14 protein-coding genes are annotated in these 13,554 nt (G+C 60.8%); 8 read left to right on the top strand and 6 right to left on the bottom strand.

Going from position 1 to position 13,554, the window contains the following annotated elements; genetic code table 11:
• Positions 1-107: 107 nt before the first annotated feature.
• On the bottom strand, positions 108-746 hold the full coding sequence (catB, locus tag ACNA1V_RS06575) for a type B chloramphenicol O-acetyltransferase (protein WP_415832797.1): 639 nt from the start codon (positions 744-746) through the stop codon (positions 108-110).
• Between the two features lie 87 nt (positions 747-833).
• A complete protein-coding gene (locus ACNA1V_RS06570) occupies positions 834-1,199 on the bottom strand; it encodes a nuclear transport factor 2 family protein (protein WP_415832796.1) in 366 nt (121 codons plus the stop codon).
• 174 nt (positions 1,200-1,373) lie between these two features.
• Between ACNA1V_RS06570 and ACNA1V_RS06565 the strand changes: the two genes are divergently transcribed.
• Entirely contained in the window at positions 1,374-2,081 is a 708-nt protein-coding gene (locus ACNA1V_RS06565) for a VIT1/CCC1 transporter family protein (protein WP_415832795.1), read from the top strand.
• Positions 2,082-2,220: 139 nt separating this feature from the next.
• Positions 2,221-3,669 (top strand): NAD-dependent succinate-semialdehyde dehydrogenase, encoded by a 1,449-nt coding sequence (locus ACNA1V_RS06560; protein ID WP_415832794.1) that lies wholly within the window; start codon positions 2,221-2,223, stop codon positions 3,667-3,669.
• Positions 3,670-3,763: 94 nt separating this feature from the next.
• Here ACNA1V_RS06560 and ACNA1V_RS06555 read toward each other — a convergent pair whose 3' ends face one another.
• The gene (locus tag ACNA1V_RS06555; protein WP_415832793.1) at positions 3,764-4,057 is read right to left on the bottom strand and encodes a hypothetical protein; all 294 of its coding nucleotides are present in this window, start codon (positions 4,055-4,057) and stop codon (positions 3,764-3,766) included.
• A gap of 154 nt (positions 4,058-4,211) precedes the next feature.
• Positions 4,212-5,414 (bottom strand): MFS transporter, encoded by a 1,203-nt coding sequence (locus ACNA1V_RS06550; protein WP_415832792.1) that lies wholly within the window; start codon positions 5,412-5,414, stop codon positions 4,212-4,214.
• Between the two features lie 102 nt (positions 5,415-5,516).
• On the opposite strand from ACNA1V_RS06550, the gene ACNA1V_RS06545 reads away from it, so the two are divergent.
• From ACNA1V_RS06545 to ACNA1V_RS06535, 3 genes are all read left to right on the top strand, one after another.
• Positions 5,517-6,434: a LysR family transcriptional regulator gene (locus tag ACNA1V_RS06545; RefSeq protein WP_415832791.1), complete on the top strand. Its 918-nt coding sequence runs from the start codon at positions 5,517-5,519 to the stop codon at positions 6,432-6,434.
• Between the two features lie 46 nt (positions 6,435-6,480).
• Positions 6,481-6,753, top strand: coding sequence for a hypothetical protein (locus ACNA1V_RS06540; protein ID WP_415832790.1), 273 nt, complete (start codon positions 6,481-6,483; stop codon positions 6,751-6,753).
• Between the two features lie 91 nt (positions 6,754-6,844).
• Positions 6,845-7,198: a hypothetical protein gene (locus ACNA1V_RS06535; protein ID WP_415832789.1), complete on the top strand. Its 354-nt coding sequence runs from the start codon at positions 6,845-6,847 to the stop codon at positions 7,196-7,198.
• A 248-nt stretch (positions 7,199-7,446) separates the two neighbouring features.
• On the opposite strand, the gene ACNA1V_RS06530 is transcribed toward ACNA1V_RS06535, so the two are convergent.
• Positions 7,447-9,807, bottom strand: a complete 2,361-nt coding sequence (locus ACNA1V_RS06530) for a penicillin acylase family protein (protein ID WP_415832788.1) — start codon at positions 9,805-9,807, stop codon at positions 7,447-7,449.
• Positions 9,808-10,307: 500 nt separating this feature from the next.
• Here ACNA1V_RS06530 and ACNA1V_RS06525 point away from each other — a divergent pair, with 500 nt between their 5' ends.
• Together ACNA1V_RS06525 and ACNA1V_RS06520 are read left to right on the top strand one after the other, a co-directional pair.
• The gene (locus tag ACNA1V_RS06525) at positions 10,308-10,712 is read left to right on the top strand and encodes a DUF1090 domain-containing protein (protein WP_415832787.1); all 405 of its coding nucleotides are present in this window, start codon (positions 10,308-10,310) and stop codon (positions 10,710-10,712) included.
• A gap of 400 nt (positions 10,713-11,112) precedes the next feature.
• Positions 11,113-11,409, top strand: a complete 297-nt coding sequence (locus ACNA1V_RS06520) for a hypothetical protein (RefSeq protein WP_415832786.1) — start codon at positions 11,113-11,115, stop codon at positions 11,407-11,409.
• 7 nt (positions 11,410-11,416) lie between these two features.
• On the opposite strand, the gene ACNA1V_RS06515 is transcribed toward ACNA1V_RS06520, so the two are convergent.
• Positions 11,417-12,664: an ArsB/NhaD family transporter gene (locus tag ACNA1V_RS06515; RefSeq protein WP_415832785.1), complete on the bottom strand. Its 1,248-nt coding sequence runs from the start codon at positions 12,662-12,664 to the stop codon at positions 11,417-11,419.
• A gap of 136 nt (positions 12,665-12,800) precedes the next feature.
• Here ACNA1V_RS06515 and ACNA1V_RS06510 point away from each other — a divergent pair, with 136 nt between their 5' ends.
• Positions 12,801-13,532, top strand: coding sequence for a DUF6796 family protein (locus ACNA1V_RS06510; RefSeq protein WP_415832784.1), 732 nt, complete (start codon positions 12,801-12,803; stop codon positions 13,530-13,532).
• The last annotated feature ends 22 nt before the right edge of the window (positions 13,533-13,554 follow it).

Below are 13,554 nucleotides of genomic sequence, written 5' to 3'. Positions count from 1 at the left end.
GCGTGCCTGGGGCAATAATTCGCGCGCAGGCGGGTAGCTGCGCCCGCAGCAAAGCCGCCTATGCGTGTTGCTTGCCTGTGCACCAGCGCTGCTGGCGCTCAGTTGTGCTAGGTTGCGACTGCGTTTTTCCAGTACTGATGCAAGCTTGCAATATCGCCTGAACAGAGCAGCGGCATGGCGGCCTGGATGTGTGCCAGGGGCCAATCCCACCATTGCATTTCCAGCAACAGGACGATGGCTTCGTCGGCAAATCGTTTCTTGATCGGTTTGGCCGGGTTGCCGCCTACGATGGTGTAGGGCTCAACATCCTTGGTAACCAGGGCACGGCTGCCTATCACTGCCCCGTGACCGACCGTAATGCCAGGCAGAATCATGGCTTCCGCGCCGATCCAGACGTCATGGCCGATAACGGTGTCGCCTGCGCCGTGATAGGCATTCCGGGCGGCGGCGAAGGCCGGTTCCTCCTGCATGAAGAAAAAGGGGAAGGAAGAGACCCAATCATGGCGGTGGCCTTGATTGCCAGCCATGACGAAGCTGGCGCCCGTGCCTATCGAACAGAAACTGCCGATGATGAGTTTGTCCACATCATCCCGGTCGGGCATCAGGTAGCGTGCGCAGTCGTCGAAGGAGTGGCCGTGGTAATAGCCGGAGTAATAGCTGTAGCGTCCAACCCGGATGTTGGGGTTGGTCACCTGTTCGCTCAACAGTTTGCCGCGAAACGGGCTTTCAAAATAATTGGTGTGCATGGTAATCGAGAGGAAAGAGGGCAGGCGAGCCAAGAGGCAGCGTGGTGCCGGGAGGATGGCCAAGATTGCTGGGGCGCCGAAGTTGTGTCAGGGCTGGTACGGCGTACCCTGATGAAAGCGTAAGACCCAGGTGCCCTGGTGTCGTGACCAGATCGAGCTGCGGTGCGCATGCTGGGGCAGGCCGTCCGGGCCGATGACGATGCTGTCATAGATCAGTTGCACCAGGCCTGCGCCCAGTTCACGGGCTTGCATGCCCAGCAAAGTGGCCTGGATGTCGGGGCCGTTTTGCATCAGGCAGTCGGCACGTGAATAGATTCGGCCGGATCGCCCGAATTCAAGGAAGTCCGGCGCGAAGTGGCGTTGCTGGAACGCCAGGTCGTAGCGGGTGCTGGCATGCCAGAGTGCTTGTTCCAGCGCCATGAGTTCTTCGAGGGGCGAAAGGGTGGAATTCATGCCCTACATGATACGTCCTTGGGCCGAGACAGGCTTGTGTGGCCCAGTGCATAGCCGATGTACCCGATAGACGCTGTGTCTTTGCACGGCCGGAGGAGGGTAAAGATGATCTATGCTGGCCATGGCAGGGCTTGCTCGGCAGCTTGTTTTCATCAGTTCGGCGACGGAGGATTCATGGGTACCTTGCAGCAGCGCAATCATGCGGAACGGCATCGCACCGGGCGGATAGGCTGGTTGAGGGCGGCGGTTCTGGGGGCCAATGATGGCATTATTTCCACGGCCAGCCTGGTGGCGGGGGTTGCCGCTGCCAATGCCAGCCATGCCAGCATTGTGACGACGGCGGTGGCGGGCCTGGTCGCGGGCGCGATGTCGATGGCAGCCGGCGAGTATGTGTCGGTGCATTCGCAGGCGGATACCGAGAATGCCGACCTGGATCGCGAGCGCCGCGAGTTGGAGGAGGCGCCGGATCTGGAGCATCGGGAGCTGGCGGCGATTTATGTCCGGCGCGGCCTGGAACCCCGGTTGGCCGACGAGGTGGCGACCCAGCTGATGCGGCGCGATGCGCTGGGGGCGCATGCCCGCGACGAATTGGGTATTTCGGAGGCCGGGCAGGCGCGGCCCTTGCAGGCGGCCCTGGCGTCGGCAGCCAGCTTCGCTGCGGGCGGAATCATTCCGGTGCTACTGGTGCTGCTGGTGTCCGAAGAGGTTCTGTTGCCTTGGACGATAGGCGGCGCCGTACTCAGCCTGGCCGTGCTGGGCATCGTGGCCGCGAGGATAGGTGGCGCGTCCGTATGGCGGAGCTGCGCCCGGGTGGTGTTCTGGGGAACCTTTGCCATGGCGCTGACCGCCGCGATCGGCACGCTGTTCGGAGCAGCAAGCTGAGCGGTGTCGCTTGAGGGGAGCCGGTGCCATTTGCGCCTGCGAAAACGCCGGTTTCTCCCGGTGTTTTCCCCCTTTGGCCGCACGGCATGGCCCGTCTTGGGTTAGGCTATCGGAGCTTGTCAAACCTTGGAGAGCACGCATGTCGCAAGTTGAAACTTCGTATCCCTCGACTCAGTTGCTGATTGCCAATCAGTGGCGTGATGCGGCCGATGGCCGCCGCCTGGATGTGCGCAATCCTGCGACGGGGCAGGTGATTGGCCAGGTGGCCCACGCTGGCAAGGCAGATCTGGATCTGGCGCTGGCCGCCGCGCAGAAGGGGTTCGAGGTGTGGCGCAGGACGCCGGCGCCGGAACGCGCTGCGGTAATGCGTCGCGCCGCCGGTTTGCTGCGTGAGCGCGCAGGCCGCATCGCCGCCCTGTTGACGCAGGAGCAAGGCAAGCCCTTGGCCGAGGCTCGTGTTGAAACCTTGTCGGCGGCGGGCATCATTGAATGGTTTGCGGAAGAAGGTTGCCGGGTGTACGGACGTATCGTGCCGTCGCGCAATATCGCCGCTCAGCAGCAGGTGCTGAAGGAGCCGATTGGCCCGGTCGCAGCCTTTACGCCCTGGAACTTTCCGATTAATCAGGTGGTGCGAAAGCTGTGCGGCGCGCTAAGCACCGGATGTTCCATTCTGGTCAAGGCACCAGAAGAAACGCCTGCCTCTCCGGCAGAGTTGGTGCGTGCGTTTGTGGATGCCGGTGTGCCGGAAGGCGTGGTTGGTTTGGTCTATGGGGATCCTGCCGAGATTTCTTCCTATCTGATTCCGCATCCGGTGATCCGCAAGATTACATTCACAGGCTCGACGGTCGTGGGCAAGCAGCTGGCGGCGTTGGCCGGTGCTCACATGAAACGTGCCACGATGGAGCTGGGTGGGCATGCGCCTGTCATTGTGGCGGAAGATGCGGATGTGGCGCAGGCCGTCAAGTCAATTGGCGGCGCCAAGTTCCGCAATGCCGGACAGGTTTGTATTTCACCGACGCGTTTCCTGGTGCAAGAGAGCATCAAGGCCGAATTCACGCGGGAGTTGGTGCGCTATGCCGAAAGCCTGAAGGTCGGGAATGGCCTGGAAGCCGAGACGACGCTAGGCCCATTGGCCAACCCACGCCGCCTGGATGCCATGCAGAAGGTGGTGGAAAGCGCGGTGGCATCGGGAGCCCGGTTGGCGACTGGCGGCAAGCGCCTGGGGGAAACGGGCAATTTCTTTGCCCCGACGGTATTGGATGATGTGCCCTTGGCAGCACCGGTCTTCAATGAAGAGCCTTTCGGCCCGGTGGCAGCGGTGCGCGCGTTTGACAACATCGAGGACGCCATTGCCGAGGCCAACCGTCTGCCATTCGGGCTGGCTGCCTATGCCTTTACCCGTTCGCTGCACAATCTGCGCCTGCTGTCGCAAGGGGTGGAAGTTGGCATGCTTTGGGTGAATCAGCCTGCCGCACCCTGGCCGGAACTGCCGTTCGGCGGGATCAAGGATTCCGGTTATGGTTCGGAGGGTGGCCCGGAAGCGTTGGAGGCCTATCTGAACACCAAGTTGGTGTCAGTCATGTCGTAACGCAGCGGCGGGGCTCCCGGTTTGGTTGGCGGTCGCGCCGCCGGGGCGGGAGCCCGTGTCCTGGATTGCAAGGCGGGAGGTATCAGGCCTGTGCTCAGCGTTCCAGCCGCACTTCAAAATAGGCTTCGCATTCTCCAAGCTCGCGGAAGCCTTCGTTACGGGCTCGCATGGCGGCGGTGATCCATTTCTTGGCCAGCATGATGTCTTCCTGGCGCATTTCTGCATCGCTGGCTTCTTCGGCCTGTTGCCAAGCACGGTAGGTTTCGGTAACGGCCTCAGGCCCGCCGAGCGCGCGTTCCAGTGTGCGGCGGAAGCGGCTTTCGGCATCCATGCGGGCGCGCTCCGGCAGTTCTGTCGGGGCATCTTGCAGCGTGATGGTGTATGACATGGTGAGTCTCCAGAGTTTGCTGTGTATTTATACAGTATTTCCTGGGGCCAGGAAAAGCCCCTGAGCATGCCATCGCCAGAATTTCTTCATGATCCGGCTCGCCGGCCGAGCCGGGGCAGGCAGTGGCCAATCGCGGTGGGCCCAGGCTATCCACTCAGGTTGCTGCGGCAGAGAAGGTCTTTCTCAGGCTGAGGATCAGGCCCAGGGCCAGCAAGGCTGCGCAAGCGATCAGGGGGGTGTAGTCGCTGAGTTGCCGGGCACTGGACGGCATGATGAGCGCGGAAGCGCCGAACGCCAGCGTCGAACCCAGGTGCATGCAGGCGGATTGCAATGCGCAAAAGCTGGCGCGACGTTCCGGGACGGGATGCGCAGCACTGAGGGTGGATGCGGCGACCAGGGCAGTGTAGGTCGTAGCCATGAATACCAGGATGACGCACCAGGCGGGCCAGTGCTGGCTCAGAACACCTGCCAGATTGGCGGCGAACAGGCCCAGGGCAATGGCAAATCCGCGTGCCGGCGAATGATGTCGCATGAATTTCCCGGCCAAGCGTGAGGCGAGCAACCCGGCGACACCGCCGATGCAGAAGAGTAGCGGCAATGAATCCGATGTGCCGGCCAGGAGAACCAGCAAGGGGGCCAGCAGGGGGATGAGCAGCAAGGCGGGCAGCTGTGACATGGCATTGAGGGCCGCGTACACCAGGGTTTTGCCACGTAAGTGAGCCCAGGGCATTTCCGGCATGGCGGAGGGGCGCACTGCAGGGCTGGGCGGTAAACCCATGGCGGCAGCAAACAGACATAGCAGGCAGCACAGTGCAATCAGCCGGAAAGACCAGGGCCAGCCCCAATGGCTTGCGATCCAGATGACGAGTGGGGTGCCCACGATGCGGACGGCGGAAAAGGCGGCCACCACCCGCGCCAATAACGCAGGCCGTTCCTGGGGCGTGATATGGGCCAGCAGAGCGCCGGAGGCCGCGCTCATGACCAGCCCGCCCATCAGCCCGGCCACCGCACGCCAGAACATCAGGCCGGCGAACGTTTGGACCAGGGTAATGGCCAGCGTAGCGAGGGTCAGTACGGCTAGCGTGCTCATCAACAGGCGGCGCAGGTCGAAACGATCAATCCAGAAATAGGCCACCAGCCCGGACAGAATGGCGGTGCCGGTATAGATGCCCGCTGCATAGCCCGCCCAGGCGACAGGCACCCCAAAGTCGGCGGCCAGCCAGGGAAACAGCGGGCTGATGGCCATGTACTCCAGTGCATTGGTGAACTGGATGGCGGCGACGATCCAGGCGATGCGGTTCCCGCTACTACGGGTGCCGCCGATCACGGTAGGAAGAAAAAATGAAGGAATGCGCATGGCTGGCTGGAGTCTGGAAAAGCGCCAGCATAGGCTGCTGTGCGGCATCCCATCAGTCTCTATTTTGATAAGATTTAATGATCAAAATAGAGACTGATGGCGATGGCAAAGCTGAATTTGAATGCAGTGCGGGTGTTCACGGTGGTACTGGCCGAGGGAAGTTTCGCCGCAGCGGGCAAGGCCTTGGGCTTGCCGACCTCGAACGTCAGCCGTCATATCAATACCCTGGAACAAAGTCTGGGCACACGTTTGCTGGAACGCCAGAAACGGCCGTTGCAGCCCACCGAGGCGGGAGCGGCGCTGTTCGAGCGTTTCCGTGGTGCGCTCGATGGCCTGGATGATTTCGTCGAGATGCTGCGGCCGGATGCCGCGCATTTGCGTGGCCGGTTACGGGTCAGTCTGCCCAGCGAAGTCGGTCCGCTGTTGCTGGGGCGGGCATTGGTGGATTTTGTTTGCCAGCATCCTGAATTGGAGGTGCGTTGTGTGACGACATATGCCAGCCTGGATACAGGGCTGGCCGATACGGATCTGGCGGTTTTGGTCGGGCGCGGGGAATTGCCCAACAGTCTCTGGGTGGCCCGCCCCCTGATCAGTTTTGATAGCGTGGTCGTGGCTGCGCCAGCGTTGATTGCGCGCCATGGCAGGCCGCGCCACACGACAGAGCTGGCACACTTGCCCTGCATAACGACGGCCAGCATCCTCGGGGGCGCGCCCTGGCGCTTTCGCTCAGGCAATGGTCGTATCGTGAACCAGACTGTGCAGGCGCAGGTGCGCCTGGATAGTGGAGCCTTGGCGCTGGAAGCCGCGCGGCAAGGCGTGGGTTACGCTATCCTAGCGCGGTCAGCATGCCAGGCCGCGCTGGAGGCGGGAGAGCTGGAAGTGCTGGACCTGGATAAGACGGCGGCACCACTGGAATTGTTTGCCGCCTATCCTCAAAGAAAATATTTGCCGCGCAAGATTCAGGCGCTAATTGCTCATTTTGCCCAGGCATTGAGGCTGGCAGGCCCCACGGCAAGCTGAGGGCCTTTGGCCGGACGAATTCATGAGTGTGACAAGGAGACAAGACATGACGGCAGTACCGGAAGCGCGCTGGTTCACGATACTGGGCTGGGTGGCGACAGCCACTGCGATGGCGATGTATGTGTCCTATATCCCCCAGATCAGCAATAACCTGCAGGGCATCAAGGGAGACTGGTTGCAGCCGCTGGTGGCGGCCATCAACTGCACCCTATGGGTCATTTACGGTTTGATGAAAAAGCCCAAACGGGATTGGCCGATTGCCGCTGCCAATGCCCCCGGCATCATATTTGGCCTGGCAACCTTTGCCACCGCCTTATGATGTGGGCGGCAAACGTGTATGGTGCAGGGAGCCGGAAAGACAGCTCAGGGCAATGCGCAATGAGACAACGGATAGCAGGGAGCAGCAGTAAATGAAGGATGTCATGATGGGACGGATGGCGAGGGCAGGTGGCCTGGCGGTGGTGCTGGCGTTGCTGTCACCGGTGACGGGTGCACAATCCACGACAGCAGAGGTCTGTGAAACCGTGGCCTTGTTGTCGCGCTCGACCATGCATGTACGCCAGCATGGTGTCAGCCTGGAAAATCTGCTGGCTGCACACGCCGCCAGCGGCCAGGGTTATGGTGGCCAGGAAGAGCTGGTACGGACGATTGCGCAGGATGCCTACGAAGCGCCAGAGGCCGAAGGCGAGGCCGCGAAGAGCCAGGTGGTCGAGGATTTTGGTGAAAAATGGCGCAAGCTGTGCCTGGCCCATGCACCACAATAACGGCGTGTTCGGGTCGCAACGGCGCCACGAGGGTGCGGCAGTGGTGTTTTAAGGTGGCCGTGTCTTAATGATGCCGCAATGGCGTTGCCAGCGAACGCCGCCAGGGCGCACGGTGACGGGACGGCGAGGCATCCGCGAGACAGCGGAGGCCGCCGGAAAAACAACGGGATGCCGGCATCAGGCATCCCGTTGTGCGGCTTGCGGTTCAGTGCTGACCGCAGGCTTTCAGTATTCCCAGCGAACTGCGCTTAGAAGGAACCGTCAGCTTTGGCGTTCAGGGTTTTGACCGTGAGTTTGGGGTCGGCCTGGATCTCTTCCTCGGTGAACAGAATATCCAGATAGTTGCCTGCGCTGAAGCGCCGGGTCTGGTCAGCGTGCAGCGGCGAATTGGCGTCATCCGATTGGCCTTGCACCTGGATCTGTTTGCCGCGCGGGCCTTGCGGCGTCATTTCCACCCAGTAAATGAAGCTGCTGCCGCTGACGGCTTCCCAACCGTTCTTGCCCTGGAACGGATCCGTGTTCATGCGCAGGAAGGCAGCGCCGCCAGGAACGGGGATACGCTCCCCCTTGACGGTGCGATGCTGGTAGTTGCGCAATGCGGCATCCAGTTCAATGCCGTTGCTGGTCAGATCGTTGACGGCGGCATACAGCGCATCGCGCACGGCGTTGGACGTCTTCAGGCCGCGAGGCGTGTTCAGCGGATCGTTGGCATCAAACGGTACGGCGTACCAGCTGGCAGTGTCCTTGCCGTTTTCCAGGATGCGACGGAACAGCACCGCGCCCTTGTCATCCAGCAAGTACGTGCCTTGCCAGCCAGCCAGGGCATCGCAGGCTTGCGGCAATTGGGCAGGGGCGTCGGCTTGGCTGGTCAGGGATTGGCAGAACGGCACCAGTTCCGGCAACCAGTTACGCGCATAATCCCGGCCGTCGAACAGCTGACTGATGAACTGATCAAGCGTGAAACCCTTGCCAGGCAGGCCGTCGGTTTGCTGCAGTCGTTGCTCGATGATCTCCAGGCCGCCGCGCGAGCGATTGCTCAGGACGGTTCTTTCATTGCCATACAGGGAGGGATAGCCTTCCAGCGGAGCGCGCAGGTTGGTGATCCAGTAGGAGTCGTTGGCGTTGTAAACATAGTCGTCGCGGAACTGATAGGGAATCTGCGCGGACGGGAAGACGCCAGGGAAGATCGCACTGTCATCCTGAATGGGCGCGCAGCTGGTGCGGCTACCGTCCAGAATGCCGTTTGCCACGGCGCAGTCGGCCATCATGGCATTGGTGACATACGGCAGGGGGTTGGGCATGGAACGATAGGCGTGCCCCTGGGCGTCTGCGGCAGTGGAGTTGATCCAGGCTACGCCCAGGGTCGCCTTGTCTGCGGCGTGGATATCCTGCACGGTTTTAGCCTGCGAATACAGGTGCCACATATTCAGGCCGGATACCTTGATCGGGCTGTGTTTCCAGGTATAGGCGTGCTCGGTGGTCCAGGGGCGATCCGTGGAAACCGTGACGGTGCCAAAAAGGGTGTCGTAGAAAGTATGGGTATAGGGCGACAGTTTGCCGTCGGTCCCACGCACCTGAACGGTTACGGTGGTGGGAACCATTTCATGACGTTCGCCATCGACCATATAGCTCGTGGGGGAGCCGGGCACCAGATCCAGACGGTAACGCACGCCATTGGTGATCGTGGCGCCTGCCGAGGTGGCTGCCCAGGCTACCTCGTCATTGTGGCCGATGCCGATGACAGGACTGGCACCGAAGGTCATGCCGTTCACGTTGAGTTTGCCAGGAATGGTGAGGTGCGCGGCGACCATGCCATCGGCCTTGTTCCATTCCCAGTGCGGGTTGGAGAACACCATGCCGGTGCCGTCGCGGGTGGCGTCCTTGCCCAGCGCCACCATATTGCTGGCCAGGATTTTCGGGGCAGGGATAGCCGCGCGCTGGGCGGCGCTGATGTGCATGGCATCTTTTTTCCCGCCCGGCGGTACGGCCGCCAGGAAGCCGTCGAATTCATTGCGCACGGCCGTGAGCATGTCGGCCCAGAAGGCAGCGTTCAGGTAAAGATCGCGTTCGGTGATGGGGCGGATCCAGTCCGCGCCGGCACAGCGTTCGTCCGGCAGCTTGTAATCGACTTCTTTCAGGTAGCGGTTGTAGCCAGCGACATAGCCGCGCACCAATTCACGGACTTCCGGCAACACGCCTGCCGGGCTTTGGTCGGCCAGCAGCTGTTCCAGCCAGCCCTGGTCTATGAGTTTCTGGATATACAGATCGCTGGCCAGATTGCCATTGCGCAGATCAAAGGAAAAATCGGGGCCTTGTGCGCCGAAACGGGCGGCAGCCTGGGCGCCAGTCGTCAGCCAGCGGCCGGACATGGTGCAGGCGTGATCTTCCGCCCAGACATAACCCAGGCCGTAGCCTGCACTGGCGTAGTCGTTCGCCTTGATATGCGGGACGCCACCCGTGGTGCGGCGGATATCCACTTGGTAGCCGCCCGTCTCCGACGTGCCTGAACCGGCTTCGGATTTGTCGGAGCCGCAGGCGACCATGAGCGCAGCCATGGCACTTACCCATGCCACGTTACGCACCAGCTGTTTATGTCGATATGACTTCATGAAAAATTTGCTCCTCCAGAACGCATTGCGTTTCTGTTTTGATTGTTATGTTGTTGGTAACAGGGCAAGGTGAAATTGCACTGTCGGATGCGTGGCAGCGTGGATCAGGGCTGCGCATCAGAGGGGAATGCAATGGGTAAGTACATTCCCGGACAGCATGTTCTCGTGGATTTATTGACCGTCCGGCAGGTCAATTTATAAGGGGCTTAGCGTCTGGCTGCAAGGCTAGGGAGCGTGGGATTAACCCTGTTTTTCGTGATTTCTCTAAACTGGGGAAAATCGCGATTGATCTAAAAAATTCACAATAATCACGGCAAAAAAATCTGGTTTTCGCATGATTTTTTAAATCTTTAACGTTGAGAAAGTGGAATTCTCAAAGTTCTGATTCAGTGCGGGCGGGACATTCGTTATAACAATGTGTAACGAAATGGGCGGGTTTGATATACCGGCAGGTTGTGGCCGTTTGTGGCCTGCGCCGGCGTCATGGCTGAGGAGAAAAGATGATGCGAAGATTGCTGCAAGTCATTTTGGTGAGTGCAGCCTGTGCTGCCTTGCCGGCACAGGCCGCAAACCCTCTCTGTGAGCGCAAGGCGGCGGAAATCGAGCAACAGCTGGATCACGCCAGGGCCTATGGCAACATGTATCGCCAGCGCGGTCTGGAACGGGCCTTGTCCGAAGTCAAGTTACGTTGCCGCGATGCGGATCTGATTCAGGAAAAACGGGCGGAAATTGCAGAACAGGCTGAAAAAGTCGATGCTCTCCTGGACGAAATCGAGGAGAAACAGATGGAAGGCCGTCTGGATAAAGTGCGTCAGTTAGAGCGCAAGCTGGGACGTGAACGTGAGGAATTGGGCATATTGCAGGAGGAACTGCGGGCACTGGAAGGGGCCAGGGGCAACCCTTGAACCTGGGTGCCTGAACCGGGTGCCTGCCAATGCGGCAGGCACCACATGCGTATCGTGATTGAATGGTCTGTGTACCGAGGGGAAGTCTGTTGTAGTAGCATCTGCTGTAATAATAAAAATCGGTGATACAAGCTGGGTAAATTCGGAGTGCGTGCCAAGCTATGGCGGCCCCGTATTGCCAGGTGAGGGGATGCGCTGCGCCAGGCCGAGTCTTGTGTGAACAAGGCCATTCGCAGCTCAATGAGTGAATCAGGCGCGGCCAGTGCAACGGTGGGAACCGTCTGGCGGCGTGATGGCAGCTGTGCCCGATCAGGCGTCGCTGCCATATATATAGGTGGTTCGGATGAAAGCCGGAGCAGGCCTGTTCTTTGGAATCAGGCGATCATTTATTGCTGCGTCTGTGACAGCGATGCTGGGCGTCCTGAGCATGGGAGCCCTGGGTGGCATTCTGTATTACGCAGTCTATCCGGTACTGGGGCCATGGCATGGCAGCATGGGGGCCTGGCGGGGCGATTGGGTCTGGCCAGCGACGGTTTCGGCAGGTGTGCTGTGGTCGCTGGGGTTTGTCGTCGCAGGGCTTTGCTATGCCTGGCTGGAACGCGCTGGCTTTGATATCGCTATTCGCCGAGCGGGGTATGTCGTCGTGCTTTGGCTGGCCGCGGTGTGCTCCTGGACACTGGTGCTGCTCGGGTACTGACGCGTTTTCAGGTACCGCTGAGCAGAATCCAGGCGCCCGCCATGATCATGCACGCCAGCGTCACAGGCAGGCCGGCGCGTGCGAATTCACCAAAGGAAATCTTGACGCCGCAGGCAGCGGCCTGTTCGGCGACGATGATGCCGGCCAGGCTGCCGAAGATGAACAGGTTGCTGGAAAAGCTGGAGCCCATGACCAGTGCTGCTCCCATGCTGTTGGCAGTTTCCGCCGTGGGCCGCAGGAAGGGCAGTAGCATCATGACGGAAGGGTTGGTGCCCACCAGGGTGCAGAGCAGGGCGATCACCAGAAACAAGGCGATCGGGGAGTCAAGATGGATGCCGGCGTCACGCAAGTCGCTCAAGAGCACTTCCGGCAGGCCGGTCGCGGAAAATGCGGCGTTGACCATGAACAGGCCCATGATGAGCAACAGCAGGTTGCCATCCACATGCCGGAGCATATCGCTGGATGAAATCTGACGATTGATCAGCAGCAGCCCGGCTGCGCTGAGCGCGACCAGTTCACGCGGCCAGTCGCTGGCGACGAAGGCGATGATGACTGCCAGGGTGACGAGGCTGGCTTTGACTGTTTCCCAGCGATCCAGTGACGGAATAGTGCCGCCTGTCGAGGTTACGGGCTGGGTCAGGGGCGTGGCGGCGAGCGTCCAGCGCCGCCGGTACATGAAGGCGACGATTCCCCAGACCAGCGGCAGCGAAATCAATGCCGGCACAAAGGTGGCCCGCAACAGGCCGACAAAGGAGAGATCGAGCGCCTGGGCGATGATCATGTTCTTGGGGCTGCCGATCAGCGTACCGGCAGCGCCGGTATTGGCGGCAAAACAGAAGGCCAGCAGAAAGGGAACCGGATTCAGCCCGCGCGCCAGCGTCAGCGAAACGAGCAGCGGTGTCATGGCCACGACGACAACGGCATTGCTCAGCAGTGCGGACAGTACCCCGGCCACGACGACCAGCGCCCCCAGCAGGGCGGGCGGGCTGATGCGCAAGGTGGCTACCCGCTGGGCCGTCCAGGCATAGAAGCCGGATTCGACAAAGGCGGCGGAAACGACCATCAAACCGAATAGCAGGCAAATGGTGCGGTAGTCGATCGAATGCCAGGCGGCCTGGGGCGTGATGCTGCCAGCAGCCATCATGGCCAGGGCGCCCACGACGGCAGCACCGGTGCGGTCCACTTTGAAGCCCGGCAGTTTGCCAAAGCCCATGGCGATGTACACGATCAGGAAAATCAGCAGGGTAATGTCCATCGGCTTCTTTGTTTGCTGGCGGCGTGGAGAGGCGGACGCGTCCGCATGAGTTGGCGTTATCGTGGTAGTTTAGCGTTACCTGCGTACCGGCGCTGTGCCAGCCGGGTTTTGTAGAAGCTTTCCTGGAGTGTGGCCGATGTCTTCTTTTGATTTGCAAAAAGCTATCAGAAGCAGTTTGATTTGTGGCATTGCCGCTGCCTTGTGCTGGTCGGCGGCCGATATGCTGCTGGTTGGTTTTGTCCCGAGGCCGTCGGACTATCCGCTGTTTTCCCAGTCATTGGCAACGCAGCTCGATAGCAATATGGCTGTACTGATGTTGGATGCGTCACCGCAGCGCCTGATGTGGGGAATTTATCTGGCCACTTTCAGTGTTCTGCTCTACTTGCTGGCGTGTTTTGCGCTATATCGCCTGCTGCCGCGGGGGAGCCTCAGCCGGTTGACGGTGTTGCTGCTGTTGGCGGGATATGCCTGGTCGCCCTTGGGGCATGCCGCATTCGGTTTTGTCGGCCTGCAGGCGCAAAGCATGCTGCAGAGCGATACCAGCGCCCTGGAGGCCCAGGTGCTGGCGTTCAACCAGTTTCAGCATCTGCTGACGGTGCATTGGATCGGGTCAGTGACGGCGAGCACCCTGGGGTGGTTGCTGGTCATGGGGCGCGTCATGGCCGGCAGGACATATTTGCCGCGCTGGAGCGCTTGCCTGAATCCTGTGGTCGTGGCGATTGTCCTGGCTGCGATGACCCTGCAGTTTCCTTCCAGCCAGTTAGCGGTATGGGTGGGCTGCGCCAGCTTGAATCTGGCCCAGCTGGTGTTCTTCGCGAGCGCTCTGTGGTGGTATGACCGGCGGGGCGCTCACGCAGTCCGTGCATGAAAAGCGGGGACGATGCAACGTC

Origin of the sequence: Kerstersia similis (genome assembly GCF_965139615.1) — a bacterium.
Lineage (GTDB): Bacteria > Pseudomonadota > Gammaproteobacteria > Burkholderiales > Burkholderiaceae_B > Kerstersia > Kerstersia similis.
This window is presented reverse-complemented; position numbering and strand designations above follow the sequence as displayed.